At 68.7% G+C, this 24,379-nt stretch carries 28 protein-coding genes and 1 riboswitch; of the genes, 18 read left to right on the top strand and 10 right to left on the bottom strand.

Annotated features, from left to right (window positions below; all coding sequences use genetic code 11):
- Positions 1-14 precede the first annotated feature (14 nt).
- Positions 15-626 carry a TetR family transcriptional regulator gene (locus HRC28_RS13875; protein WP_182376093.1) on the bottom strand — a complete coding sequence of 204 codons (612 nt, stop codon included), beginning with the start codon at positions 624-626 and terminating at the stop codon, positions 15-17.
- A gap of 192 nt (positions 627-818) precedes the next feature.
- Between HRC28_RS13875 and HRC28_RS13880 the strand changes: the two genes are divergently transcribed.
- From HRC28_RS13880 to HRC28_RS13890, 3 genes are read left to right on the top strand one after another with little or no spacing between them, the layout of a single operon-like run.
- Positions 819-2,114, top strand: a complete 1,296-nt coding sequence (locus HRC28_RS13880; protein ID WP_182376094.1) for a glycosyltransferase family 4 protein — start codon at positions 819-821, stop codon at positions 2,112-2,114.
- 11 nt (positions 2,115-2,125) lie between these two features.
- Positions 2,126-2,875: a class I SAM-dependent methyltransferase gene (locus tag HRC28_RS13885; protein ID WP_182376095.1), complete on the top strand. Its 750-nt coding sequence runs from the start codon at positions 2,126-2,128 to the stop codon at positions 2,873-2,875.
- Between the two features lie 5 nt (positions 2,876-2,880).
- Complete coding sequence (locus HRC28_RS13890) at positions 2,881-4,011, top strand: prenyltransferase (RefSeq protein WP_237111481.1); 1,131 nt, start codon at positions 2,881-2,883, stop codon at positions 4,009-4,011.
- Here the strand turns inward: HRC28_RS13890 and HRC28_RS13895 are convergent.
- Positions 3,982-4,656 carry a class I SAM-dependent methyltransferase gene (locus tag HRC28_RS13895; RefSeq protein WP_237111482.1) on the bottom strand — a complete coding sequence of 225 codons (675 nt, stop codon included), beginning with the start codon at positions 4,654-4,656 and terminating at the stop codon, positions 3,982-3,984. The two genes, HRC28_RS13890 and HRC28_RS13895, sit on opposite strands and share 30 nt — an antisense overlap.
- 48 nt (positions 4,657-4,704) lie before the next feature.
- Here HRC28_RS13895 and HRC28_RS13900 point away from each other — a divergent pair, with 48 nt between their 5' ends.
- Positions 4,705-6,747 (top strand): acyl-CoA dehydrogenase family protein, encoded by a 2,043-nt coding sequence (locus HRC28_RS13900; RefSeq protein ID WP_182376097.1) that lies wholly within the window; start codon positions 4,705-4,707, stop codon positions 6,745-6,747.
- Between the two features lie 3 nt (positions 6,748-6,750).
- Here the strand turns inward: HRC28_RS13900 and HRC28_RS13905 are convergent, their stop codons facing one another.
- Complete coding sequence (locus tag HRC28_RS13905; RefSeq protein ID WP_182376098.1) at positions 6,751-8,016, bottom strand: alpha/beta hydrolase; 1,266 nt, start codon at positions 8,014-8,016, stop codon at positions 6,751-6,753.
- A gap of 93 nt (positions 8,017-8,109) precedes the next feature.
- On the opposite strand from HRC28_RS13905, the gene HRC28_RS13910 reads away from it, so the two are divergent.
- The gene (locus tag HRC28_RS13910; RefSeq protein ID WP_182376099.1) at positions 8,110-9,537 is read left to right on the top strand and encodes a wax ester/triacylglycerol synthase family O-acyltransferase; all 1,428 of its coding nucleotides are present in this window, start codon (positions 8,110-8,112) and stop codon (positions 9,535-9,537) included.
- Here HRC28_RS13910 and HRC28_RS13915 read toward each other — a convergent pair.
- Both HRC28_RS13915 and HRC28_RS13920 read right to left on the bottom strand, forming a co-directional pair.
- Positions 9,503-10,411 (bottom strand): alpha/beta fold hydrolase, encoded by a 909-nt coding sequence (locus HRC28_RS13915; protein WP_182376100.1) that lies wholly within the window; start codon positions 10,409-10,411, stop codon positions 9,503-9,505. The genes HRC28_RS13910 and HRC28_RS13915 overlap by 35 nt on opposite strands.
- Before the next feature lie 43 nt (positions 10,412-10,454).
- Positions 10,455-11,312, bottom strand: a complete 858-nt coding sequence (locus HRC28_RS13920; RefSeq protein WP_182376101.1) for a GTP-binding protein LepA — start codon at positions 11,310-11,312, stop codon at positions 10,455-10,457.
- 92 nt (positions 11,313-11,404) lie between these two features.
- On the opposite strand from HRC28_RS13920, the gene HRC28_RS13925 reads away from it, so the two are divergent.
- The 6 genes from HRC28_RS13925 (at position 11,405) to HRC28_RS13945 (ending at position 16,681) form a co-directional block, all read left to right on the top strand.
- On the top strand, positions 11,405-13,555 hold the full coding sequence (locus HRC28_RS13925; RefSeq protein ID WP_182376102.1) for an acyl-CoA dehydrogenase: 2,151 nt from the start codon (positions 11,405-11,407) through the stop codon (positions 13,553-13,555).
- Positions 13,552-14,037, top strand: a complete 486-nt coding sequence (locus tag HRC28_RS25385; protein WP_237111483.1) for a MaoC family dehydratase N-terminal domain-containing protein — start codon at positions 13,552-13,554, stop codon at positions 14,035-14,037. The genes HRC28_RS13925 and HRC28_RS25385 overlap by 4 nt, the downstream gene beginning before the upstream one ends.
- Positions 14,034-14,462, top strand: a complete 429-nt coding sequence (locus HRC28_RS25390) for an OB-fold domain-containing protein (RefSeq protein ID WP_237111484.1) — start codon at positions 14,034-14,036, stop codon at positions 14,460-14,462. The genes HRC28_RS25385 and HRC28_RS25390 overlap by 4 nt, the downstream gene beginning before the upstream one ends.
- Positions 14,459-14,845: a MaoC family dehydratase gene (locus HRC28_RS13935; RefSeq protein WP_182376103.1), complete on the top strand. Its 387-nt coding sequence runs from the start codon at positions 14,459-14,461 to the stop codon at positions 14,843-14,845. Before HRC28_RS25390 ends, HRC28_RS13935 begins: the two co-directional genes overlap by 4 nt.
- The gene (locus HRC28_RS13940; RefSeq protein WP_182376104.1) at positions 14,842-16,011 is read left to right on the top strand and encodes a lipid-transfer protein; all 1,170 of its coding nucleotides are present in this window, start codon (positions 14,842-14,844) and stop codon (positions 16,009-16,011) included. The genes HRC28_RS13935 and HRC28_RS13940 overlap by 4 nt, the downstream gene beginning before the upstream one ends.
- Positions 16,012-16,126: 115 nt before the next feature.
- On the top strand, positions 16,127-16,681 hold the full coding sequence (locus HRC28_RS13945; protein WP_182376105.1) for a hypothetical protein: 555 nt from the start codon (positions 16,127-16,129) through the stop codon (positions 16,679-16,681).
- A 30-nt stretch (positions 16,682-16,711) separates the two neighbouring features.
- On the opposite strand, the gene HRC28_RS13950 is transcribed toward HRC28_RS13945, so the two are convergent.
- On the bottom strand, positions 16,712-17,020 hold the full coding sequence (locus HRC28_RS13950; RefSeq protein WP_182376106.1) for an antibiotic biosynthesis monooxygenase: 309 nt from the start codon (positions 17,018-17,020) through the stop codon (positions 16,712-16,714).
- A gap of 64 nt (positions 17,021-17,084) precedes the next feature.
- On the opposite strand from HRC28_RS13950, the gene HRC28_RS13955 reads away from it, so the two are divergent.
- Positions 17,085-17,324, top strand: a complete 240-nt coding sequence (locus tag HRC28_RS13955) for a hypothetical protein (protein ID WP_182376107.1) — start codon at positions 17,085-17,087, stop codon at positions 17,322-17,324.
- A gap of 348 nt (positions 17,325-17,672) precedes the next feature.
- On the opposite strand, the gene HRC28_RS13960 is transcribed toward HRC28_RS13955, so the two are convergent.
- From HRC28_RS13960 to HRC28_RS13975, 4 genes are read right to left on the bottom strand one after another with little or no spacing between them, the layout of a single operon-like run.
- Entirely contained in the window at positions 17,673-18,110 is a 438-nt protein-coding gene (locus HRC28_RS13960) for a hypothetical protein (RefSeq protein WP_182376108.1), read from the bottom strand.
- Complete coding sequence (locus tag HRC28_RS13965; protein WP_182376109.1) at positions 18,107-18,814, bottom strand: DUF817 domain-containing protein; 708 nt, start codon at positions 18,812-18,814, stop codon at positions 18,107-18,109. The genes HRC28_RS13960 and HRC28_RS13965 overlap by 4 nt, the downstream gene beginning before the upstream one ends.
- Positions 18,815-18,817: 3 nt before the next feature.
- Positions 18,818-19,309, bottom strand: a complete 492-nt coding sequence (locus tag HRC28_RS13970) for a cupin domain-containing protein (RefSeq protein ID WP_182376110.1) — start codon at positions 19,307-19,309, stop codon at positions 18,818-18,820.
- Positions 19,310-19,330: 21 nt separating this feature from the next.
- Positions 19,331-19,471, bottom strand: a complete 141-nt coding sequence (locus HRC28_RS13975) for a hypothetical protein (RefSeq protein WP_182376111.1) — start codon at positions 19,469-19,471, stop codon at positions 19,331-19,333.
- 80 nt (positions 19,472-19,551) lie between these two features.
- A riboswitch (FMN riboswitch) is annotated at positions 19,552-19,681 on the top strand.
- Between the two features lie 94 nt (positions 19,682-19,775).
- Here HRC28_RS13975 and ribD point away from each other — a divergent pair.
- From ribD to hisG, 6 genes are read left to right on the top strand one after another with little or no spacing between them, the layout of a single operon-like run.
- Entirely contained in the window at positions 19,776-20,825 is a 1,050-nt protein-coding gene (gene ribD, locus HRC28_RS13980) for a bifunctional diaminohydroxyphosphoribosylaminopyrimidine deaminase/5-amino-6-(5-phosphoribosylamino)uracil reductase RibD (protein WP_346010494.1), read from the top strand.
- A gap of 4 nt (positions 20,826-20,829) precedes the next feature.
- Positions 20,830-21,447 (top strand): riboflavin synthase, encoded by a 618-nt coding sequence (locus HRC28_RS13985; RefSeq protein ID WP_182376112.1) that lies wholly within the window; start codon positions 20,830-20,832, stop codon positions 21,445-21,447.
- Position 21,448: 1 nt separating this feature from the next.
- Positions 21,449-22,702 carry a bifunctional 3,4-dihydroxy-2-butanone-4-phosphate synthase/GTP cyclohydrolase II gene (locus tag HRC28_RS13990; RefSeq protein ID WP_182376113.1) on the top strand — a complete coding sequence of 418 codons (1,254 nt, stop codon included), beginning with the start codon at positions 21,449-21,451 and terminating at the stop codon, positions 22,700-22,702.
- Between the two features lies 1 nt (position 22,703).
- Positions 22,704-23,189: a 6,7-dimethyl-8-ribityllumazine synthase gene (gene ribH, locus HRC28_RS13995; protein ID WP_182376114.1), complete on the top strand. Its 486-nt coding sequence runs from the start codon at positions 22,704-22,706 to the stop codon at positions 23,187-23,189.
- A gap of 58 nt (positions 23,190-23,247) precedes the next feature.
- On the top strand, positions 23,248-23,511 hold the full coding sequence (locus HRC28_RS14000) for a phosphoribosyl-ATP diphosphatase (RefSeq protein WP_182376115.1): 264 nt from the start codon (positions 23,248-23,250) through the stop codon (positions 23,509-23,511).
- A gap of 10 nt (positions 23,512-23,521) precedes the next feature.
- On the top strand, positions 23,522-24,364 hold the full coding sequence (gene hisG / locus HRC28_RS14005; RefSeq protein ID WP_182376116.1) for an ATP phosphoribosyltransferase: 843 nt from the start codon (positions 23,522-23,524) through the stop codon (positions 24,362-24,364).
- Positions 24,365-24,379 lie beyond the last annotated feature (15 nt).

Here is a 24,379-nt window from a genome sequence, read left to right on the forward strand (position 1 = left end):
CAGGCTTCGTGATGTCAGTCCCGGAGGATCAGGTGAATGGCCGTGTCCATGTGAGCAGCGGTCTCCGCGGCGGTGGAGCGGCCGGTCACCCAGGCGACCAGCGCCGAGAGCCACACGTCACCGAGGACGCGCGCCACGGCGACGTCCTCGTCGGTGATCGAGCCCTCGACCGGCACGCCGCCGTGCATGGCGTGGGTGACGATCGAGGTCATCGACATGCCGACGACGTGGATCTCGTTGGCGACGCTGCTGTCGGCGAACATGAACGCCCGGGTCAGTGCCTCGGTGAGCTTCGGGTCACCCTGCATGCCTCGAGCCATCCGCTTGAGGACGTACAGCACGCGGTCGGCCTGGGTGTCGCCCGGGATCTCGCGCTCGTTGAGGCGGACAGCCGTCTCCTCGAACTGGCGGCCGAGGGCCGAGACCAGCAGGTGGATCTTCGAGGGGAAGTAGCGGTACAGCGTGCCCAGAGCGACGTCGGCCTGCTCGGCCACCGCCCGCATCTGGACCGCGTCGAAGCCGCCGGCTGCGGCAAGTTCGTAGGTGGCGTCGAGGATCCGCTTGCGGCGATCACGCTGCGCGGCAGAACCAAGGTCGTCTGTCGACGTCGAGTTCGCGATGGTCACCGTGTCTCCTGTGTGGGTCTGACGTTGCGGTCCGCTGGGGACCACAGATATAGGCTACTGGCAGGTAGCGCATAATTAGAAACACGTTCCAGTTTTGTTCGGCCCTGCCTCCACCGGGAGCTCGGCGCCGTGACTCAGCGCAAATGAGCCAGCGCCTGAGCAGTACCCAGTGAGATGAGATAGGAGATCCGGATGAGGATCGCAATGCTGTCCTACCGCAGCAAGCCGCACGTGGGCGGTCAGGGGATCTACATTCGCCGGCTGACCCGGGAGCTCGCTGCCCTGGGTCACACGGTCGAGGTTTTCTCCGGTCAGCCCTACCCGGAGCTCGACGAGGGGGTGACGCTCACGAAGGTGCCGAGCCTCGACCTCTACCGGCCCGGCGACGAGTTCCGCAACCCGCGACCGAGCGAGTACCGCGACCTGATCGACGTCGAGGAGTGGCTCACGATGCGCAGCGGCGCCTTCCCGGAGCCGCTGACCTTCAGCAAGCGCGTGGTGAAGGTGCTCAAGGGCCGTCGTGACGACTTCGACATCGTCTTCGACAACCAGACCCTGGCCATGCCTCTGCTCGGCATCGAGGACCCCGAGGTGGTCGGTCTCCCGCTTGCGGCGACCATCCACCACCCCATCACCATGGACCGCCGCATCGAGCTCGCCGCTGCCGTCTGGGCCAAGCGCAAGGCCGGTTCGAGGTGGCGCTTCGAGTTGCCGAAGATCGGCGTGTGGCGTTGGTACCACTTCCTCGCGCAGCAGAAGCGGACTGCGCCCCGCCTGCGCCGGGTGATGGTGCCGTCCGAGTCGTCCAAGCGCGACATCGTGCGTGAGTTCAAGGTCGACCCGGCCCGGATCGAGACGATCCTGCTGGGCGTCGACGATCGCTTCGTGCCGCCGACCGAGCCACGCGTGCCGGGCCGTGTTCTCGCGATGGCCAGCGCCGACGCGCCCCTGAAGGGCATCTCGGTCCTGCTCGAGGCCTTTGCCAAGCTGGTCGTCGAACGCGACCTCGAGCTCGTGCTCGTGACCAAGCCCAAGGAGGGTGGCGTCACCGAGAAGTTGATCGACCGCCTCGGCATCGCCGATCGGGTCTCGTTCGCGAGCGGTCTCACCGACGACGAACTGGTCGCGCTGATGGGCTCGGCCGAGTTGGCCTGTGTCCCCTCGCTCTACGAGGGTTTCTCGCTTCCGACCGCCGAGTTGATGGCCTGCGAGACGCCGCTCGTGGTCTCGCGTGCCGGCGCCATCCCCGAGGTCGTCGGCCCCGACGGCCTCTGCGCGGATGTGGTGGAGCCCGGAGACGTGGGAGCGCTGACCACCGCGCTCGCCGGGTTGCTGGACGACCCGACACGCCGCGCCGAGATGGGCGCCGCGGGACGCCGCCGCGTCAAGGAGCTGTTCAGCTGGACCGCTGTCGCAGTGAGCACTGCGGCCGTCCTCGAAGACGTGATCGCTGAATACAAGGCCGAGATGGCCGAGAAGAAGGCTTGAGGAGAACTGACATGCTGACCGTTGACTTCGACCGCTTGGGCCTCAAGGCGGGTGACCGCGTCCTCGACATGGGTGCCGGCGCCGGCCGCCACAGCTTCGAGATGTACCGCCGCGGTGCGGACGTGATCGCGTTCGACCTCGACGCCGATGAGCTCGAGGGCGTGCGTGACCTGTTCGTCGCGATGAAGGAAGCCGGCGAGGTGCCCGAGGGCGCCGAGGCCGACGTCAAGCAGGGCGACGCACTCGCGCTGCCCTTCGCTGACGGTGAGTTCGACCGGATCGTGTGCTCCGAAGTGCTCGAGCACATCCACGAAGACGTTGCGGCGATCCGCGAACTGATCCGCGTCCTGCGGCCAGGCGGAACGCTGGCCGTGACCGTGCCCCGGTGGCTGCCCGAGGTCATCAACTGGACCCTCTCGGCCGACTATCACAACGCTGAGGGCGGCCACATCAGGATCTACACCGACCACGAACTGGTCGACAAGGTCACCAAGGGCGGCAGGTTCAACGACGGCACGCCCGGTGAGGCGATGCTCTTCGAGGGCAAGAGCTACACCCACGGCCTGCACTCGCCGTACTGGTGGATCAAGTGCGCGGTCGGCGTCGAGAACGACAACCACCCGCTCGCGAAGGCGTACCACAAGCTGCTGGTCTGGGAGATCATGAAGCAGCCCAAGGCCCTGCAGGTCGCCGGCAAGGTGCTCGACCCGGTGATCGGCAAGAGCATGGTCCTGTACTTCAGGAAGCCGGACGCCGGATGACGGGCGTGACCTCCGAGGTTCCGCTGAGCCGCCTTCCGTACGTCGACGGCGTGATCAGCGCGCAGCAGGTTGCTGACACCGCTGCGGCGATCGCGGCGATGCAGGAGCCGTGGGGTGCCGTTCCGTGGACCACGGGCGAGCACGTCGACATCTGGAACCACGTCGAAGCCGCCATGGCGATGCTGATCGGTGGACAGGTGGAGGCCGCCGAGCGCGCCTACGCCTGGATCCCGACTGTCCAGCGTGCCGACGGTTCGTGGCCGATGAAGCTGGTCGGCGGCGTGGCCGACGACGAGCGCGGCGAGGTCAACATGTCGGCGTACTTCGCCGTCGGCCTGTGGCACCACTGGCTGGTGCGCCGCGACCTCGCCTTCGTCCGGAAGTACTGGCCCTCCGTGCGAGCCGGCCTGGACTTCGTCGTGTCGCTCCAGACGAGCTTCGGCGGCATTCGCTGGACCCCGGTCGATGACTTCTGCCTGCTCACGGGCAACTCGAGCATCTATCACTCACTGCGTGCGGGCGTCGCCCTCGCGGACCTGATGGACGACCCGCAGCCCGAGTGGGAGCTGGCGGGTGGTCGTCTCGGTCACGCCGTGCGTACCCACCCGGACCTGTTCGAGGACAAGTCGACGTACTCCATGGACTGGTACTACCCGGTCCTCGGCGGTCCTGTCCGTGGCGACGCCGCCCGCGAACTGCTGGCCCGGCGCTGGAACGACTTCGTCGTGCCCGGTCTCGGCATCCACTGCGTCGACACCAACCCCTGGGTCACGGGCGCGGAGACCTGCGAGCTCGCGATGGCGCTCGACGTCATCGGCGACCACGCCCGCGCGTTGACGCTGCTCACCGAGATGCAGCACCTGCGCGAGGACGACGGCCGCTACTGGACCGGTTGGGTGTACGACGACCCGAAGCGTCCTTCCGACGGCGAACCCCGCAACGTGCACTGGCCGGTCGAACACACGACGTACACCGCTGCGGCGGTGCTGCTCGCCGTCGATGCCCTCGGGGAGACCTTCGGGCACTCGACGCCGGGCTCGGGGATCATGCGCGGGACGTCGCTGGCGCCGCACTTCGAGGAGATTGCCCTCGAGTGCGACTGCCCCTCACCCGACAGGGTCTCCAGCCACGCCTGACGTGCGCTGGAGGATGCGCATCGAGCCGACGACGTCGATCTCGGTGAACTGGCCGCTGGCCAGGGCGGGCAGGTAGATCAGCTCGTAGGGCGGGCGACCGCCTTCGGCCGGGTCGGGGAAGACGTCGTGGATGGCGAGGTAGCCACCTGCGTCGACCCAGCGCGGCCAACCAAGGAAGTCGTCGCGGGCGGGCTGCTCGCCGTGCCCGCCGTCGATGAAGAGCAGCGAGAGCGGCGTGCGCCAGTGCGCGGCGACGGTCGTTGACTGGCCGACGATGGCGACCACGTGGTCCTCGAGGCCGGCGCGGGCGATGTTCTTGCGGAACTGGCCCAGGGTGTCCATCAGCCCGAACTCCTGGTCGACCACCGTGGTGTCGTGGTGCTCCCAGCCGGCCTGGTTCTCCTCCGAGCCGCGGTGGTGGTCGACGGTGAAGACCGTGGCGGGCGTTCCGGTCGCCGCAACCTCGCGCGCGGCCGCGCCGAGGTAGATGCCGGACTTCCCGCAGTAGGTGCCGACCTCGAGGGCCGGGCCGTGGGGGAGGCGTTCGCGGGCCACGCGGTAGAGCAGATCGCCCTCGTCCTCGGGCATGAAGCCCTTGGCGAGGCGCGCGTGTTCCAGCAGGTCGGACGGCATGGTGTCGGGCACAGGCGCATTCTAGTAGAGTTAGAACAGGTTCTAGTTCTAAGGAGCACCATGTCCCTCGGCATCACCGACGACCAGGTCGAACTGGCCGACAGCCTGCGCAAGTGGGCGGCCAGTCTCGACCCGATCGCAGCGGCCCGCGCCGCCGAGGGCGACGCCGCTGCCCGGTTCGACGAGGTCTGGTCGGCCGCCGAAGTCATGGGCGTGACCACGATCGCCGTGCCCGAGTCGGCCGGCGGCGGGGGAGGGACGGTCCTCGACCAGGCGGTCGCGCTCGAGGCGTGCGCCCACGAACTCGTTCCCGGTGGCCTCCTCGGTGCGGCCATCGGTGGCCTGTTGGAAGGCCACCCCGGACGCTACGGCGTCCAGGTCCACCCGGGTGGCGTGGTGTGGGACGGCGGCACGGGCGCCGAGCGCTTGCTGCTCGACGAGAGTGCCGAGGCGACGACCGAGGCGGGCATCGACCTGTCCGCACGGCACGCACGCGTCGCCCCGGTGGTTGAGGAGCGAGCACAGCGAGCCTCGAAACCCGACGACCACCGGCGCCTGGTCGCCGTCACCCTCGCCGCGGCTGAGGCTGCCGGGGTCGCCCGCTGGTGCCTGGAGACCGCGGTCGACTACGCCAAGGTGCGCGAGCAGTTCGGACAGAAGATCGGCGCCTTCCAGGCCATCAAGCACCTCTGTGCCCAGATGCTCGAGACCGCTGAGGCCGTCACGGCTGCTGCGTGGGACGCCGCAGCGTCGGCCGACGGCGACGACACCGAGCAATGGGCGTTCGCGGTCGACGTCGCGCAGGCGACCTGCTTCGACGGAGCCGTCGAGGTGGCCAAGGGCTGCATCCAGGTTCTCGGCGGCATCGGCTTCACCCACGAGCACGACGCTCACCTCTACTTCCGCCGCGCCCTGAGCCTGCGCGCCCTCGTCGGCTCGGCCGACGCCGCGGCCGAACGCCTCACCGCTGCCGCCGTTGCCGGAGTACGACGTCAGGTGGACGTCGACCTCGAAGGGCGCGACGAGGCGATCCGCCCTGACGTGCGAGCCGCTGTCGAACGCATCGCTGCCCTGCCGGCGGGCGACCAGCGCGCGGCTCTCGTGGAGACGGGCTACCTGACGCCGCACTGGCCCACGCCCTACGGGCTCGGCGCCGATCCCACCACGCAGATCGTGATCGACCAGGAGCTCGGCCGGGCGGGCGTCGTACGACCGGACCTGGTGATTGCCGGGTGGGCGGTCCCGACGATCCTCGCCCACGGCACCGACGCGCAGCGTGAGCGTTTCGCGTTGCCGTCCCTGCTGGGCGACCTTGTCTGGTGCCAGTTGTTCTCCGAGCCGGGCTCGGGCTCCGACCTGGCGTCGCTGCGCATGCGCGCCGAGCGGGTCGATGGCGGCTGGCGGCTGACGGGCCAGAAGGTGTGGAACTCGATGGCCGAGCGTGCCGACTGGGGCATCTGCCTGGCCCGGACCGATCCGGACGTCCCGCAGCACAAGGGCATCACCTACTTCCTCGTGGACATGAAGTCCGCGGGGATCGAGGTCCGGCCGCTGCGCGAGATCACGGGCGAGGCGCTGTTCAACGAGGTGTTCCTCGACGACGTGTTCGTGCCCGACGACTGCGTCGTGGCCGAGCCCGGCGACGGCTGGAAGCTGGCCCGCACGACGCTGGCCAACGAGCGGGTGGCGATGGCCAGTGCTCGTCTCACCAAGAGTGTGGAGCGCGTGGTCGAGATCGCCGCTTCCCGCGACCTCGGACCGGTCGCCCGGGTCCAGATCGGTCACCAGGTGGCGCTCGCCACCGTGTGCGCGCTGCTCGGTGTCCGCACCACGCTGCGCGCCCTCGGCGGGCACGGCCCGGGCGCGGAGTCGAGCGTGGCCAAGCTGCTCGGCGTCCGCAGCCGTCAGGACTCCTCGGAACTGGTCGTGAAGCTCCAGGGCGACGATCTCGCGGTGCTCGGGTCGATCAGCAAGACGTCCGGGGACCCGCTGGCAGCCGACCTCTGGGAGCAGCTCAACACGCGCTGCCTCTCGATCGCCGGGGGTACGACGCAGATCCTGCGCAACGTGGCCGGCGAGCGGATTCTCGGGCTGCCGCGCTGAGGTCTACTGCGCTGAGGTGACCTCGGCGGGCGCGGACTGTTCGCGCCGCCACAGGTTCCAGTGCCAGTTCAGGAAACGCTCGGTGGCGCGCACCAGGTGCTGCGACCGGATCGACGGGAAGACGTCGAACGCGTGCTGGGCACCCGGCAACTCGGCGTAGGTGACGGTGCGCTTCGAGGTGGTCCGCAGTGCTTCGACGAAGGCGCGCGCCTGTCGTACGTCGACCAGGGTGTCGTGCTCACCGTGGATGACGAAGAAGTCCGGGGCGTCCGCAGTGATCCGCAGCAACGGTGACGCCTGTTCATAGATGTCCGGCTGCTCGGCGAAGCGCTTCTTGAAGACGCGGGGGCCCAGGAAGTGGTCGCGCATCAGTCGGGCGTTGGGCAGGCCCGTCACGCCCGCCATGTCGTAGACGCCGTAGTACGGCACCGCGGCCTGGACCGTGGTGTCCGCGTCCTCGAAGCCGGGCTGGAACTCCGGCGCGTTCGGTGTGACCGCAGCGAGCGCGGAGAGATGGCCACCGGCGGATCCGCCAGTGATGGCGATGTAGTTCGGGTCGCCGCCGTAGGTCTCGATGTTCTCGCGGATCCAGGCGATGGCGGCCTTGACGTCGACGATGTGCGCCGGCCACGGGTCGCGGGGGGAGAGACGGTAGTTGATCGCCACGCACACCCAGCCGCGGGCGGCGAGGTGCTGCATCAGGGGGAGGCCCTGCTGGTCCTTGTTGCCGATCGTCCAGCCGCCGCCGTGGACCTGGAGCAGCACGGGAGCGCCGGAGGCGGGAGTGACCTCGGACGTGTAGACGTCGAGCAGGCCGCGCTTGCCGTACGGCGCGAACGGGATGTCGCGCTGGACCTCCACGCCGGCCTTGCGGGCGGCGCGGCCGAAGGCGAACGGGTTCGCGATTCGGCCCCAGGGGGTGGCGAGGTCTGCCGGGGACGGCTTGGCGTCGAGTTGTTCGACGTAGTCGACGCCGAGGCCCTCGACCAGCGCGTTCTCGGCTTCGGTCACGGCCTGGCGGCTCTGCTGGACCAGGTACACGAGACCTGCCGACGACAGTCCGGCGAGCGCGAGTCCGCGAAGGTTCCGGCGCGGCCCGACGGCGTGCGCAGCCGCGTCGGCGACGGTCAGGCCGAGCACATGGGGCGCGAGCTCACCGGTGATCCATCCGGCGAAGAACGCCGGGATGCCGGCCCGGAAGCCGGGGAGAGGACGGATGGCGTTGGCGGTCAGCGCTGCGGTGATGGCCTGGCGCCGTACGAATCCCATGACCCGATCGTATCCATGTCGTTGTGAAGACTGGTACGTGTTCTACATTTGCGGCACGTGCCGCGCACGCGGACCGCGACGAATGGGGATGGCATGGACCGGCTGTCAGGACTGGATGCGAGCTTCCTCTACCTGGAGACGCCGGACCAGTTGATGCACGTCTGCGCCGTGATGGTGCTGGATCCGGCGACGATGACCGAGCCGTACTCCTTCGCCGCGCTGCAGGGAGGGATCAATCGGAGCGTGCGTGACGTCCCGGAGTTCACCCGCAAGGTGCGCGGCGTGCCCCTCGGCCTGGACCACCCGGTGTGGGTCCGCGACACCTCCTTCGACATCGAGCGGCACGTCCACCGTCAGGCGCTGCCCAAGCCGGGTGGCTACCGCGAACTGATGGATCACTGCGCCCATCTGGCTTCGCTGCCGCTGGACCGCTCCCGGCCGCTCTGGGAGATGTGGGTCATCGAGGGCTACCGCCCCGAGGGCGAGGACGAGAAGGTCGTGGTCTTCACCAAGATGCACCACGCCACCGTCGACGGCGTCTCCGGTGCGAGCCTGCTGTCCCACCTGTGCACGATCGACGCCGACATCGCGCCGACGCTGCCCGAGCGCCAGGCCCACTCGCGCAGTCCGGGACGCCGGGAACTGTTCGGCCGTGCCGTCCTGGGTACGGCGACCCGCCCCATCACGCTCGCGAAGGTGATCGGACCCTCGGCGCAACTGGTGACCAAGACGATCGGCCGCGCGCGTCAGGGCACGGCGATGGCGGCGCCGTTCTCCGCGCCGCGGACATCCTTCAACGGCACGATCACCTCGCACCGCTCGATCGCAATGGTGGACCTGCCGCTCGACGACATCCGGGCGATCAAGAAGGACACGGGCACGACGGTCAACGACGTGGTCCTCACCATTGCCGGGGGAGCGCTGCGCGCGTACCTCGACGAGCGCGACGAACTGCCCACGTCCTCGCTGCTGGCGACAGTGCCGGTGAGCGTGCGCGACAGCTCTCGACGTTCCACCGGCGCGAACAAGGTCTCGGCCATGTTCACGAAGCTCGGCACCGACATCGCCGATCCGTTGGAGCGGCTGGAGATGCTGGCCCACCGCAACCTGCTCGCCAAGGCGCACCACAACGCGATCAGCGCCGACGCGCTCCAGGACTGGGCTGAGTTCGCGGCGCCGCGCACTTTCGGGCTCGCGGTGCGGACCTACGCGAACCTGCGGCTCGCCGAGAAGCACCCCGTCGTGCACAACCTGGTCATCTCCAACGTCCCGGGCCCGCCGATCCCGCTCTACTTCATGGGTGCCCGGATCGATGCGCTGTGCCCGCTGGGACCGGTGTTCCACGGAGCCGGCCTGAACATCACGGTGATGTCGAACGCCGGGCAGATGCACGTCGGCGCGATCGCTTGCCGCGAGTCGATGCCCGACGCGGACGCACTGGTCCGGCACTTCCCGCTGGAACTCGAGCGCCTGCAGAACCGCTTGGTCAGCGCTGACGGAAGTCCCGGCTCCGTGCGTTGACGGTGGCGGCCGCTTCGACGAAGCGCGGCACGAACTTGTTCGACCCGAGCACGCAGCCGGCGTGACCGTCGTCGACCTCGTGGATGGTGGCTCCGGGGATCGAGCGGGCCAAGGCGATCTGGCGCGACGTAGGGATCACCCGGTCGCGCATCATCACCACGACCGCGGTCGGGACGTCAATGCGGCCGAGCCAGGGACGCGAATGGTGCTGGCCGAGGGCGGCGACGGCCTGGCCGACGGCCCAGGGGCTGGTGGAGCGGAACTCGCGCAGCGCCCACTCGTGCATGTCCGAGGGAACGAGGTCGACGCTGCGGCCGGCGGCGCGCGTCGCCTTGATGGCGGTACGTGAGCGCGACAGCCCGCGCAGGGCGAGCATCGTGGTGCCCATGCCGAGGAAGAACCCGCGCTCGGCGGGGTTGAGCTGGAACCGGTCGGTGGTCGCACCGAGGACGAGTCCGGCCACCTTGTCGGGATGCTGGCGCCACACCCGCTGGGCGATGATCGACCCCATCGAGTAGCCGCCGACGATCACCTTCTCGAGGCCGAGCACGTCGAGCAGCGCAGCCACATCATCCGCGCAGTCCACGAGCGAGAACTCCGCGCTCTGGATGCCGCGCCCGTGCCAGCGCTGGTCGAGGGTGATCACCCGGAACCGCTTCGCCAGCGGATGGATGACCGGGAAGAACGTCAGCAACCCCGTCGTGCCGAGGGCGTGCAGCAACACGATGGCCGGTGCGTCGGGTGTCGGTCCCGGCGTGTCGGTGACGTAGGTCGACCCACCGCGGCCCGGCAGCTCGACCATCCGGCCGACCGGCACGTCGATCTCCGGAAGGTGGACCCGACGGCGTGTGACATCGGTGAAGGAGACCGCCATGGGCCCACGCTAGAACAGGTTCCAGTGCGGTGGCGCGGACCCGTCAGATTGCGGCGTGGCGTTCCGCGGCCAGGGACACGGCGTCGTGGAAGGCCCGCAGCACGTAGTCCGGCACCTTCAGCCCCTGCCGGTGGGCCCAGAGCAGGTCGCGCTCGATCCGGGTGCCCTGCTCGGCGAAGGACTCGAACTGGTCGGTGATGCCGAGGGCCTTCATCACGTCGCCGAAGTCGGCGTGCTGTTCCAAGTTGTTGACCCCGACGGGCCCGAAGGAAACCGTGCGCATCCGACGGACCAGCCAGCGCTGCCAGCCGCTGAGCCGGGCCCAGTGAGCGGTGGCCGACATCCGGTAGAAGGCGTAGTGGCCGGGTTCCTGGCGCCTGATCGGCGCGATGACCGACTCTGCAATCGCCATCTCGCCGAGGTCGCGGACTCCGTCGTGGAGCAGGTTGTAGGCGAGGACGGCCGAACGTTCCGTGGACATGCCGGTCAGGTAGTAGATCATTCGGCAGACGTCCTGGAACCCGTTGACGTGGGAGAGGGCGCCCAGGATGTGCAGCTTCGCGCTCACCGTGGTGGTGTCGGTGACGGCCGGTTCCCGTCCGAGTTCGACCTGGAGGCGGTCGAGGATCAACCCGTGCTGGATCTCCTGGGGCTGCCACACGTCGGCGTAGAAGTGCCGGTCGATGTCCGGCGGGTCCGGCAGCATCGTCATCAGTTCGAGGACGTTGCGATCGACCTCGAGTTCGACCCGGGCCATGTAGTCCAGGACGTGGCCGTACCGCTCCTCGAGGAGCTGCGGGTCCCGCACGGTGTAGTCGACGGTGTCGGGGCGCAGGGGCGGATGCTCATCGGCCAGGCGGGCGACGTGATCGCGCAGGCGCAACTCGGTGTCCGGACTCATCACCGGTATTCGTAGCCCATGGTCGGTTGGATGGGTAGCCGTCGGATGGGACGATCCGTGCGCCGCGGACTAGAACACGTTACAGTTTGGTTGTGGATGTTGAGGCGATCAATGCTGTCCGCGCCGTCGTCGGCGAGGTGCTGGAGCGCGAGTCGGACGCCCGGGAGTGGGCGGCCTGGGCCGCTGCCGGCCTGACGTCGCTCCCGGTCCCCGAGGAGTACGGCGGCGAGGGACTCGGACTCACCGAAGTTGCTGTGCTGCTGCGCGAAGCCGGGCACGCTGCCGTGCAGGTCCCCGCGTGGGAGACCCTCTGCTGTGGCGCGCTGACCCTGGCGTCGTACGGCACCGAAGCGCAGCGCAAGGAGCTCCTGCCGGGCGTGGTCGCCGGTGACGTGATCCTGACGCCCGCGTTGCGCGGCACGTCGACGTACGCCGACGGCACGGTCAGTGGCCGCGCGCTGTCGGTGACCTACGCCTGGAACGCCGCCCGTCTGCTCGTCATCGCCCGCGAGGGCGACCGCGACGTCGTCGTCCTCGTCGACCCGTCGGGGCCGGGCGTCTCGCTGCTGGGGTCCAGCGCGTCCAGTGCCACCCCCCGGCACACGGTCGTTCTCGAGAACGCGCCCGCCGAGGTGCTCGAGGACGGCGCCGCCGCCTACCTCACCGATGTCGCCCGCGCCGGCCTCGCGGTCACCGCTGCGGGCGTGCTCGCCGGTGCCCGCGACCTGACCGCCACCTACGTCAAGGGCCGCGAACAGTTCGGTCGCTCCCTGGCGGAGTTCCAGGCCGTGTCGCTGCAGATGGCCGACGTCTACGTCACCTCCCGCACCCTCGACCTTGCTGCCGACAACGCCGTGTGGCGTGTCGCCTCGGGCCTCCCGGCGGGCGACGACCTCCTGGTCGCCGGCTACTGGGTGAGCCAGGTCGCGCCGTACGCCTTCCGGACCTGTCACCACCTGCACGGCGGCATGGGCGTCGACATCACCTACCCACTGGTCGGCTACACGACCTGGGGCACCGACCTGGCGCACGCGCTCGACACGACCGCCGCCCAGGTGCCGGTCGAGACGGCCGGAGCCAAGAACCTCGAACTCACCGAGGAGCAGCGGGCGCTCAAGGCCGAGGTCCGCGCCTACTTCGCGGGCATCGCCCACGACGAGCCGTCCGACCCCGGCCCTGATGGCGCGTGGGACCGGCACGGTCCGTCGTACCAGAAGCAGATCCGCCAGCTCGGCATCGACGGCTGGATGGGGATCGGCTGGCCCAAGGAGTACGGCGGCCACGGGCTCGGCGAGATCGAGCAGACGATCTTCGCCAACGAGGCGCAGTACGCCGACGTCCACCTGCCTGCGGTGACGCTGCAGACCGTCGGGCCGACCCTCATCAAGTACGGCACCGAGAAGCAGAAGGACATGTTCCTCTCGCGGATCCTCGCCGGTGACGTGCACTTCGCGATCGGCTACAGCGAGCCGGATGCCGGCACGGACCTTGCGTCGCTGCGCACGACGGCGAAGCGCGACGGTGACCACTACATCGTCAACGGTCAGAAGATGTGGACCACTGGAGGCCACCAGGCCGACTACCTGTGGCTCGCGGTCCGGACCGACCCGGACGCCCCGAAGCACAAGGGCATCTCGATCCTGATTGTCGACACCACCGACCCCGGCTACAGCTGGACGCCGATCATCACGGCCGACGGTTCGCACCACGTCAACGCGACGTACTTCAATGACGTCCGTGTCCCCGTCGACATGCTGGTCGGCGAGGAGAACCAGGGCTGGAAGCTCATCACCACCCAGCTCAACCACGAGCGCGTCATGCTCGGCCCGGCCGGCCGGATCGAAGGATTGCGCGACCGGATCGTGCGCTGGGCCGACGCGGCCGGTGTGCGCGAACTGCCCGACGTCGTCGACCTGCTCGGCAAGACCACCGCGGTGTTCCGCATCAACGAGCTCCTCAACTGGGAGGTCGCCCGCGCGGCCGCCACCGGCGAGATCAAGGTCGCCGATGCGTCGTCGTCCAAGGTCTTTGCCGCCGACCAGGTCCAGCACCTGCTGGCCGACCTGATCTCCCTGGTGCACCGCCACGGAGACGCGGGGGAGCCGGAGACCCGGCGCCTGCTCGACTACCTCGACGCCCAGGCCAAGCGGAACCTCGTCATCACCTTCGGAGGCGGCGTGCAGGAAGTGCAGCGCGAGCTGATCTCGATGTTCGGGCTGGGGCTGCCGCGGGTGCCCCGATGACCCACGACCAGATCATGGCCGAGGCCGACCGGATCATCGCGCTCGGCGAGGCCTCGGAGACGCTCGCCCCGCACCCGGTGAACCAGCCGACGATCAGCGCCTGGCTCGACGCGATGCAGTACGACAACGAGCGATTCCGGACCGGCGAGGCGCCGCCGTCGATGGCCCAGGTCTGGACCATGCCCGGCCTCGGTCGCAAGCGCGCCGACGACGACCCGCTGCACTCGATGATGGGCATCCTCACCGAGGCCGGCTTCACCGCCGTACTCGGCACGAACTGCGAGCAGACCTACGAGCGGTACCTCCGTGTCGACGAGCAGCTGCGTGTCACCACCTCGCTCGACTCCGTGGTGGGCCCCAAGAACACAGGGATGGGCCTGGGGTACTTCGTGACCTCGCGCAACCGCTGGTACGTCGGTGACGAACTGGTCTCCACCATGCTGTTCCGGGTCCTCAAGTTCATCCCGAAGGCAAAGCCGTGAGCGGTCCCGTGCGCCCGGTGATTGCCCGGGACAATGCCTATTTCTTCGCCGGGACGGCGATCGGTGAGCTCCGGATCCAGAAGTGCAACGCGTGCGGTGAACTACGGCACCCGCCCGGGCCGTCCTGCCCGGACTGCGGTGCGTTCGATCGGGGCTGGGTGGTCGCCGCCGGTACCGGCACGGTGTTCTCCTACCTCGTCCACCACGCGCCCCAGGTCCCGGGCAAGCAACTGCCGCTGGTGATCGCGCTCGTCGATCTCGACGAAGGCGTTCGGATGGTCGCCGAGGTGATCGGCGTGCCGCCAGAGGGTCCCGACGGTCTGGCCATCGGCGACCGGCTGACCGTGGACTGGAATGTCATCGACGACGACCTGACCCTACCGATCTGGCGTCGTACCGAGGCTGTCGGAAAGAGGAACGTATGAGAGCCCTCGAGGCCGGACAGGTCCTTCCCGAGTGGAGCCTGCCGATGACCCCGACGACCATCGTCAGCACGGCGATCGCCACCCGTGACTGGCAGGACGTGCACCACGACCGTGATGTCGCCCAGGCGGCCGGGTCGAAGGACATCTTCATGAACATCCTGACCACCAACGCGTTGGTCGAGAAGTTCGTGGCCGACTGGGTTGGTCACGACTGCCAGCTCAAGGGCATCGCAATCCGTCTCGGTGCGCCCGCGCATCCCTACGACACGATGACCTTCTCCGGGACGATCACCGACGTGACCGATGGCGTTGCGACGATCGCCGTCGTGGGTCGGGTGTCGCTGGGCGACCACGTCACCGGCACCGTCAAGGTCGTGGCATGACGCGCACGTTGAGCGGCAAGGCGGCCGTTGTCGGCATCGGCGCCACGGAGTTCTCGAAGGAATCGGGCCGCTCCGAACTCCAACTCTCGATCGAGGCGATCCGGCACGCGCTCGCCGACTGCGGGCTCAACCCTGCGGACGTCGACGGTCTGGTCACCTTCAGCATGGACTCCTCCTCGGAGATCGCGGTGGCTCGTGAACTCGGGATTCCCGAACTGCGCTTCTTCAGCAGGATCAACTACGGCGGCGGCGCAGGGTGTGCCACTGTCCAGCAGGCAGCCATGGCCGTCGCGACCGGCGTGGCCGACGTCGTGGTCGTCTATCGCGGCTTCAACGAGCGCTCCGGTGATCGCTTCGGGCAGGTCTCGGCGTGGGCCGCCGCCCAGGTCAACACCAACGGGCTCGACAACGCCTGGACCTACCCGCTCGGCCTGAGCACTCCCGCCGCCACGGTCGCGATGCAGGCTCGTCGCTACATGCACGAGTACGGCGCCACGTCCGAGGACTTCGGCCGTGTCGCTGTTGCCGACCGCAAGCACGCGGCCACCAACCCGGCGGCGTTCTTCTACGGCAAGCCGATCACGCTCGAGCAGCACCAGGCATCCCGGATGATCGCGGACCCGCTGCACCTGCTCGACTGCTGCCAGGAGTCCGACGGCGCGGTCGCGCTGGTGGTCGTCTCGGCCGAACGGGCCCGCGACCTGAAGCAGAAGCCTGCCTTCATCACCGCCGCAGCCCAGGGCTCGGGCCGCGACCAGTTCGTGATGACGTCGTACTACCGCGACGACATCGGCATCCCCGAGATGGGTGTCGTCGGCCGTGAACTCTGGCGCCAGTCCGACCTGACGCCCGAGGACCTGCCGATGGCGATCCTCTACGACCACTTCACGCCGTACGTCCTCATGCAGCTGGAGGAGCTCGGCTTCTGTGGCCGCGGCGAGGCCAAGGACTTCGTCAAGGACGGCGCGATCGAGATCGGCGGTCGTCTGCCGATCAACACCCACGGCGGTCAGTTGGGCGAGGCCTACATCCACGGCATGAACGGCATCGCCGAAGGTGTCCGTCAGGTCCGGGGCACCTCGGTCAACCCGGTCGACGACGTGCAGCACGTGCTGGTCACCGCGGGCACCGGCGTGCCGACGAGCGGGTTGATCCTCAGCGCCTGAACCGCCCGGTGGTTGAGGTGCGAGGAGCGTCAGCGACGAGCCTCGAAACCTCCGGAGTCGACCTCACGACGCGGTCGACAGTCATACTGCCGCGATGGGTTCGTTGAGGCGTCACATGCTCCGGCGGGACATTGCGGCGGTGGTGTTCTCCTGCGATGAGGGAGATCTGTCGCGGTTCCTGGTTGAGACAGGTCCGTGCGTCGCATTGCACGAGGGCGGGAGACCGCTGGCGTCGCCGCTCACCCAACACGGCGGCGAGACACCGGAACTCACGGCAGCACTTCACGTGGCACTCACGGGAGGGCGTCCCAAGAACTCGTTGTTGCTCCTCGACCAGGTCGGCGGGGGCAGGCTGTCGCAGTTGTCGGGTGCCTTCGTCGAAGCGATGGCTGCCAGCAGCGAAGAGTCGCTGCGCCTGGCAGATGAAGACGAGGCCCGGGGCGAGGACTCATTGCCGTCGTTCATGGAACACCAAAGGCGCGTCAGCGAGGCCTGGCTGCGCGCAGGCCGGTGGCCACGTGAAGTCGTTGGACTGCAGAATCGCCTGGTGCGCCTGGGCACTGCACGGACTGCCCTCGCGGAAGGTCAGCGGGTGTTGGTGTGGCACGGACCGCCGGCGCCCCAGTTCGTCGTGACGTCCGGTCGGGGACCGTATCCGCCGACTCCATGAGTACGCGCTTCAACGCAAGATCGGTCGTCGCTACGCGCGCTTGGCCCACATCGGCGTCAACGACGTGACCTGCGGCGGACCGGACAGCAGCGGCTCGACGTCGCGCAGGTACGCGGCGTAGGCGTCGGTTTCCAGAAACTGTTGCGAGGACTCGGCGCTGTCGTAGACCTGGAAGGCGCTGATGGCGTCGGGGTCGGCGTTGTCGAAGCAGTAGAAGTAGGCGACGTGGCCGGGGTTGTCGGCGACGGCGGGCGCCATGTGTGCCTCCCAGACCTTGCGTACGTCGTCCCGACGTCCAGGCTGCGTCTGGTGGCGGATGATCAGAGCGAGTTGCGTCATGCAGGCGATGCTGTCAGCGGCCACCGACAGTCGCCCTCCACGAACAACGAACTACGCTGGTTCGGTGACTCCCGAAGGCAAGCAGCGCCAACCGAGCAGGTTCGACCGCTGGGTGATGGAGCACTCCACCGCGGCCCTGCTGGTCGGCATCGCCCTTGCCGTGGCCGGGGTCGTGCTGGGAGCAATGGCTCGGTCCGGCAGTGATCTCGCAGGAGTGCTGCAGTGGGTGGCGTTCGCACCCGCTGCCCTGATCATCGGTATGTCCGCCCAGGCGCGGAGCATGGCCAGGCGCGCTCGCCGCTGACCGTGGTTGGATCCGTCCCGGGCGTCCCTCATGTCTGTCAGGATCGGGAATGACACGAGCGCCCGCCGAATCTTTGCCGACCATTGGTACACACTGCGGTGGCACATTTAGATGCTGTCTTGGGGACTGGCTGGGGCAGGGTTCGCGACGGCCGTTTCGAACCTGTCAGGTGTCCTTCGGTGGGTTGGCGTGTTGGCCACGCTGATCGGGCTCGCCGGCGTGTGTAGCGCACTCCTCTGGAGTCGCGGCAAGCGAAGGGCCGAGTTGCCCAGTGCGGATCGCAGCCGGTCCTAGAGGGACGTCTCGGTCACCGCGACATTCGCGCGGAGGACAGAGCGCCCGCGCCGGTCACAGCAACCCGCGCGCCCGCCGACTGCGGCGCATCGCTCGCCGTTCGCGCAGATCCATGCCGAAGATCTCCAGTGCGAGTCCCTGCTCGTGATCCGCCGATGCCCAACGAACCTCGTAGCGAACGTCCTCGGGGGCCTTGTCGTACGAAGGCCGCCAGCTTCCCGACGAAAGGTCGGCGACGAGCTCGGAGAAGGCGTCGACCTCGAACTGTTGGAGGAGCCATCGGTCCGTGAAGTGGTCGCCGATGCTCTCGTAGAACTGGAACACCGGGATCGGAGCCAAACGGCGACGCCACCAGAGATGGCCGGTGGAGTGCTGTACCCAATCTGTCTCCACCCAGAGGTGGCCGGACACCTGACCCGATTCATCGAGGAGTTCGGCCACTCGAAGACTGAAGGGTTCCGCCGGGTGGTCGGACATCCCGGTTCCGGTCATGCGTGGCATCCTCCCTTGTTGCGAGGCGTTCCCGCGAGCCGGCCCTCCTGGGCCTTGATCGTCGCCACGAGGACGAAGCTCATCGTGACCAGGAGCGCCCAGGCGCCGAGCTTCGACGTGTGCACGGCCTCCCAGACGTCGGCCTGTCCGGGGTAGCGCCAGGCGTTGAGGAAGGTCGCCATGTTCTCGGCGAGCCAGAGGAAGAACCCGATCAGCAGGAACGACAGGGAGAGCGGCATCCGGTAGCGGGCGTCGCCGACGGTGAAGTGCACCCGGCAGCGCCGGAGCACTGTCGTCAGCGCGGCCGGGTAGTGCGACACCCGCAGATCGAACCGGCGCCAGGCCTGACAGATGTAGGAGCCGACGGCGGCGTACATGAATCCCGAGAACAACGGGACACCGCCGACCTTCGTCCACGCGTCACCGGGATACGCCCAGGGGCCCTCGGCGACCTTGAACAGTTCGAGGCCGAGCCCCAGCGCATGGAACGCGAAGATCACCAGCACCTCGCGCCAGGTCTCCAGGCCGATCGCCCAGAAGCCGAAGGTCAGCGCGAGGCACCAGATCAGCAGGGCGTCGTACCGCTCGATCGGCAACGGGACCAGATAGGCCACCGCGAGTCCCAGGAAGACTCCGATGGCGAACGCGCAGGACTGGAACTCCAGCCAGCCGAAGCGGACCAACTGCGTGAGGAAACGGCGCAACGACTACTCAGGGACCCAGAAGTTGTCGTGCTCGACCATGAAGGCTTCGTACTCCTCGGGCGTCCACTGTTCGCCGGCAGCCAGGCGACCGAGCCCCTCGAAGTACGGCTCGCGGGGAGCGCCGGGAGAGAAGTGCAGCAGCATCGACGCCGTGGCGCCGGACGCGTTGCGGAAGCCGTGCAGTCCGCCCGGTGGCACGTGGATGAAGTCGCCGGACCGGTACGGGCTCCAGCCCTCGCCGTTGTGGATCTCGATCTCGCCGCCGAGGATGTAGAACGACTCGGCGATCCTCTGGTGGAAGTGCGGTCCCGGGCCGCTCACGGCTTCGGAGAACTCCCAGCGGTAGAGCCCGAAGAGGCCGCCGGTGCTCTCGCCGCGAGCGAGGTAGTGGACGCGGTTCCCGTTCGGATAGACCACGTCGGGCGTTGCGTCGTTGGGGCGGACGCGGGCCGAGACCTCGCCGTCGCCGTCGTACAGAGGTGGGGGATACGACATGGCGCCACGCTACCTGCGGTGTCACCCCTTTTTTGGGCCGCCGAGGCCGATGCCGAGGGCCAGGCCGAGGAGCACGCCGAGGATCAGCAGGATGATCCGGTCGGTGGCGAACCACAGCAGCACGCCGCCGAGACAACCGAGACCGAGCGCGAGGCGGTTCACCCGATCGACGGTAGCCGGTTCCGCGTGACGGGACCCACAACCTGCACAGATCCCTGCTGTGCGACCATGTATCCAAGAGCTCGCGTGCTCTGGGGTCGGTGAAAATCCGAGCCGGCGGTAAAAGTCCGCGACCCGATCGCAGCCAGTGATCGGTTGACCAGGTGTGATTCCTGGACCGACGGTTAAAGTCCGGATGGGAAGTGCACGCACGAGTGTCCGACAGCGGAGCAGGTTTGCCGCAGTCGAACGCCCTGCCAGACCCCGGAGTCCGTCAAGCAACAACACGGATGACGAAGAGGCAGCAGTGGCAGAGACCTTCACCCGCGAGTACGACGCGATGCGTCGCGCGCTCGCGCTGGCCGCGAGTCCCGGCGTGCCGCTCCATCCCAATCCCCGCGTCGGCTGTGTACTGCTCGCCCCCGACGGCACCATCGTTGGCGAGGGCTTCCACCGCGGCGCCGGCAACCCGCACGCCGAGATCGAGGCCCTGACCGTCGCCGGCGAGCTCGCGGCTGGTGCCACCGCAGTCGTCACCCTCGAGCCGTGCAACCACACCGGCCGGACCGGCCCGTGTGCCGAGGCCCTCATCGCTGCCGGAGTACGACGGGTGGTGGTTGCCCAGCGCGACCCGAACCCGGTCGCCGGCGGCGGTATGGAGACGCTCGCCGCCGCCGGGATCGAGATCGACTCCGGGACGCTCGAGGACGCCGCGATTGCGCTGAACCCGGCCTGGACCTTCGCCCACGTCCACGGCCGCCCGTTCGTCACCTGGAAGTTCGCAACGACCCTCGACGGTCGGTCGGCCGCCAGTGACGGCACCTCCCGCTGGGTCTCTTCTGTTCCGGCGCGGCACGACACCCACCTGCTCCGCGCGCTCTGCGACACGATGCTCGTCGGCACCAACACCGTCGAGGTCGATGACCCGCAGCTGACGGTGCGCGACGAGGACGACCAGCCGGTCGCCGTACAACCGCTCCGGGTGGTGCTCGGTCGCCGTGACCTGGCCCCAGACCGCCGGATCCTGGATGACGCCGCCGAGACGGTGCACCTGCGCACGCGCGATCCGCTCGAGGCGCTGCAGACCCTGTACGCCGAGCACGACCGCCACCACGTCTTCCTCGAGGGTGGCCCGACCGTGGCTGCCGCCTTCGTCAAGGCGGGCCTGGTCGACGAGATCGTCACCTATGTCGCACCGCTCCTGCTGGGCGCCGGCAAGGCCGCCATTGGGCGGCTGGGAATCGGCACCATCACGAAGGCGTTGCGGTTCGAGTTGGTCGACACCGCCGTCATCGGCGAGGGAGCCGAGGCGAACGTCCGTCTCACCCTGCGACCCGCCACCACCGAGAGGAACTGACCAGATGTTCACCGGCATCGTCGAGGAGTTCGGCACCGTCGCCGCCATCGAGGACCAGGGCGACGCGATCCGGCTCACCATCACGTCCGACATCACCCTGTCCGACGCGGGCCTCGGTGACTCGATCGCGGTCAACGGCTGTTGCCTGACCGTCGCCGAGCGCACCGACACCACGTGGACGGCCGACGTGATGGCCGAGACGCTCGACAAGACCAGCCTTGGTGGCCTCGTCGTGGGCGAGCAGGTCAACCTGGAGCGCGCCGTCACGGCGGAGAAGCGCCTCGGCGGCCACATCGTCCAGGGCCACGTCGACGCGGTCGGCGAAGTCGTCGCGCGCACCCCCAGCGAGCACTGGGAGGTGGTGGAGATCGCGATGCCCGTCGAGCTCGGCCGCTACCTCGTCGACAAGGGGTCCATCACCGTCGACGGCACCTCTCTCACCGTCGTGGAGGCGGGGGAGACCACCTTCACCGTGAGCCTCATTCCCGAGACCCTCGCGCGCACCACCCTCGGATTCCGGGCTCCTGGCAGCCGGGTGAACCTCGAGGTCGACGTCATCGCCAAGCACGTGGAGAAGCTCGTGCGCGCGTACACAGCCCCCGCAACATCCAAGGAGAACTGACATGTCCGTCAGACTGGATTCCATCGAGCGAGCCATCGCCGACATTGCCGCCGGCAAGGCGGTCATCGTCGTCGACGACGAGGACCGCGAGAACGAGGGCGACATCATCTTCGCCGCGAGCAAGGCCACGCCCGAGTTGATGGCATGGACGATCCGCCACTCCAGCGGTGTGATCTGCGTGCCGATGCCCGGCGACATGCTCGACCGTCTCGAGATCCCGCTCATGACGCCGCACAACAAGGACGCCTACCGGACGGCGTACACGCTCTCGGTGGACGCCCGCGACGGTGTCTCGACCGGCATCTCCGCTGCCGACCGCGCGCACACCGCGCGGGTGCTGGCCGACTCGGCGACCGAGTCCTGGGAGCTGACGCGACCGGGCCACGTCTTCCCGTTGCGTTACCGCGAGGGTGGCGTGCTGGTTCGTCGCGGTCACACCGAGTCGGCCGTCGACCTGTGCCGCCTGGCTGGCCTGACCCCTGCCGGTGTCCTGGTCGAGGTCGTCAACGACGACGGCACCATGAAGCGCGCCCCCGAACTGCGTGAGTTCGCCGACGAGCACGGCGTCGCAATGATCTCGATCGAGGACCTCGTCCGCTACCGCCGTCGCGTCGAGCGCCACGTCGTGCGCGAGGCCGAGACCCGGCTGCCCACCAGTCACGGCGAGTTCACCGCGATCGGCTACACGATCACCGTCGACGGCAGCGAGCACGTCGCCCTCGTGTACGGCGACCTGGACACCCTGAACGACGAAGGCCCCGTGCTGACGCGGGTCCACTCCGAGTGCCTCACCGGTGACGTGTTCGGCAGCAGCCGCTGCGACTGCGGTCCCCAGCTCAACGAGGCGCTCGACCGCATCGTCGACGAGGGGCGCGGTGTGCTGGTCTACCTGCGTGGCCACGAGGGCCGGGGGATCGGCCTGGTCGCGAAGCTGCAGGCCTACCAGTTGCAGGACGGCGGCCGCGACACCGTGGACGCCAACCTCGACCTGGGCCTGCCCGCCGACGCGCGCCACTACGGTGCTGCCACGCAGATCCTCAAGGACCTCGGCGTCGCCGAGGTGCGCCTGCTGACGAACAACCCCGAGAAGGTCAACGACCTCGAGGACTACGGCATCAAGGTTGCCGAGCGGGTCCAGCTCACCCCGCACCCCAACGACCACAACCTGGCCTACCTGCTGACCAAGCGGGATCGCATGGGCCACGACCTGCCCCATCTCGCACTCGCCGAGACCGACCGCGAAGGAAGCATCTGACATGGCCGGACACGGCGCCCCCGAGATCGCGCCCATCGACTGCCACGACCTGCGGGTCGCCGTCGTCGCCGCAAGTTGGCACACCGAGGTGATGGACGGCCTGATCGCCGGCGCCCACCGGGCCTTCGCGGACCACAAGCTCGAAGCACCCGTCGTGGTGCGGGTGCCCGGCACGTTCGAGCTGCCCGTTGCTGCGGCGGCCCTCGCGCCGTCGTACGACGCCGTGATCGCGCTCGGTGTGGTCATCCGCGGTGGGACGCCGCACTTCGACTTCGTCTGCAACGCCGCGACCGATGGGTTGACCCGCGTCTCGCTCGACCACACGACGCCCATCGGTTTCGGTGTCCTGACCTGTGACGACGATGCCCAGGCGCTCGATCGGGCCGGCCTGCCGGGCTCGTCGGAGGACAAGGGCTACGAGGCCGCATCGGCTGCCTTGCAGACCGCGGCCACGCTCAAGCGCATCCGTCGCGGCTACGCCGGCTGATCGCTGGGGGTGAGACCGGCGCAGGACCACTGGTCCTGACGCCGTAGGCTCAACCCCCGTGAAGACGTTCGACGAGCTGTTCGCTGAGCTCAGCGAGAAGGCCCAGACCCGGCCCGAGGGCTCGGGCACCGTGGCGGCCCTCGATGCCGGCGTCCATGCGATCGGCAAGAAGCTGATCGAGGAAGCCGCCGAGTCATGGATGGCCGCAGAGCATGAGGGCCGTGAGGCCACCGCGCTGGAGATCAGCCAGTTGCTCTACCACGCCCAGGTCCTCATGATCGCGAGCGGACTGTCGCTCGAGGACGTCTACACCCACCTCTGAGGAATCACCAATGCTGAAGATCGCCGTCCCCAACAAGGGGGCCCTGTCCGAGGCCGCCTCGACGATGTTGCGCGAAGCGGGCTACGCCCAGCGCACGGACTCCAAGCAGCTCACCAAGCTCGACCCGGACAACGGCGTCGAGTTCTTCTACCTGCGTCCGCGCGACATCGCGCTGTACGTCGGTGAGGGCACGCTCGACGCCGGTATCACCGGGCGCGACCTGCTCCTCGACTCCCACGCGCACGCCACCGAGGCGCTGCAGCTCGGCTTCGGTCGCTCGAAGTTCCGTTTCGCCGCGGTGCCCGGGACGGCGAAGACCGTCTCCGACCTCACGGGCCTCCGGGTTGCGACGTCGTACGACGGTGTCCTGAAGCGGTACCTCGCCGACCTCGGCGTCGACGCCAGTGTCGTGCGCCTCGACGGTGCGGTGGAGACCAGCATCCAGCTCGGCGTGGCCGACGTGATCGCGGACGTCGTCGAGACGGGCAGCACCCTGCGGGCCGCCGGTCTCGAAGTGTTCGGCGACGTCATCCTCGAGTCCGAGGCCGTGATGATCACCCGTGTGGGCGCCGACGCCGGCGCCCTGGAGATCTTCACCCGGCGCCTCCAGGGCGTCCTGGTGGCTCGCGCTTACGTGATGATGGACTACGACATCCCGGTCCAGAAGGTCGAGCAGGCCATCGCGCTGACTCCCGGGATCGAGAGCCCGACCGTCAGCCCGCTTCATCGCGAAGGCTGGGTCGCGGTCCGCTCGATGGTGCAGCGGGCCTCGGCGCAGCGAGTGATGGACGACCTGTGGGCGCTCGGCGCACGAGCCATCCTCACGACCGACATCCACGCCTGCCGGCTCTGATGGCGGATCCGCAAG

Source organism: Nocardioides sp. WS12, assembly GCF_014108865.1.
Lineage (GTDB): Bacteria > Actinomycetota > Actinomycetes > Propionibacteriales > Nocardioidaceae > Nocardioides.

Excerpts from the sequence above, each read along its gene's own strand:
- HRC28_RS13880 (WP_182376094.1), top strand. The coding sequence starts at position 819 with ATGAGGATCGCAATGCTGTCCTACCGCAGCAAGCCGCACGTGGGCGGT.
- HRC28_RS13885 (WP_182376095.1), top strand. The coding sequence starts at position 2,126 with ATGCTGACCGTTGACTTCGACCGCTTGGGCCTCAAGGCGGGTGACCGC.
- HRC28_RS13900 (WP_182376097.1), top strand. The coding sequence starts at position 4,705 with ATGTCCCTCGGCATCACCGACGACCAGGTCGAACTGGCCGACAGCCTG.
- HRC28_RS13905 (WP_182376098.1), bottom strand. The coding sequence starts at position 8,016 with ATGGGATTCGTACGGCGCCAGGCCATCACCGCAGCGCTGACCGCCAAC.
- HRC28_RS13910 (WP_182376099.1), top strand. The coding sequence starts at position 8,110 with ATGGACCGGCTGTCAGGACTGGATGCGAGCTTCCTCTACCTGGAGACG.
- HRC28_RS13915 (WP_182376100.1), bottom strand. The coding sequence starts at position 10,411 with ATGGCGGTCTCCTTCACCGATGTCACACGCCGTCGGGTCCACCTTCCG.
- HRC28_RS13920 (WP_182376101.1), bottom strand. The coding sequence starts at position 11,312 with ATGAGTCCGGACACCGAGTTGCGCCTGCGCGATCACGTCGCCCGCCTG.
- HRC28_RS25385 (WP_237111483.1), top strand. The coding sequence starts at position 13,552 with ATGACCCACGACCAGATCATGGCCGAGGCCGACCGGATCATCGCGCTC.
- HRC28_RS13935 (WP_182376103.1), top strand. The coding sequence starts at position 14,459 with ATGAGAGCCCTCGAGGCCGGACAGGTCCTTCCCGAGTGGAGCCTGCCG.
- HRC28_RS13940 (WP_182376104.1), top strand. The coding sequence starts at position 14,842 with ATGACGCGCACGTTGAGCGGCAAGGCGGCCGTTGTCGGCATCGGCGCC.
- HRC28_RS13945 (WP_182376105.1), top strand. The coding sequence starts at position 16,127 with ATGCTCCGGCGGGACATTGCGGCGGTGGTGTTCTCCTGCGATGAGGGA.
- HRC28_RS13950 (WP_182376106.1), bottom strand. The coding sequence starts at position 17,020 with ATGACGCAACTCGCTCTGATCATCCGCCACCAGACGCAGCCTGGACGT.
- HRC28_RS13960 (WP_182376108.1), bottom strand. The coding sequence starts at position 18,110 with ATGACCGGAACCGGGATGTCCGACCACCCGGCGGAACCCTTCAGTCTT.
- HRC28_RS13970 (WP_182376110.1), bottom strand. The coding sequence starts at position 19,309 with ATGTCGTATCCCCCACCTCTGTACGACGGCGACGGCGAGGTCTCGGCC.
- HRC28_RS13985 (WP_182376112.1), top strand. The coding sequence starts at position 20,830 with ATGTTCACCGGCATCGTCGAGGAGTTCGGCACCGTCGCCGCCATCGAG.
- HRC28_RS13990 (WP_182376113.1), top strand. The coding sequence starts at position 21,449 with ATGTCCGTCAGACTGGATTCCATCGAGCGAGCCATCGCCGACATTGCC.
- ribH (WP_182376114.1), top strand. The coding sequence starts at position 22,704 with ATGGCCGGACACGGCGCCCCCGAGATCGCGCCCATCGACTGCCACGAC.
- hisG (WP_182376116.1), top strand. The coding sequence starts at position 23,522 with ATGCTGAAGATCGCCGTCCCCAACAAGGGGGCCCTGTCCGAGGCCGCC.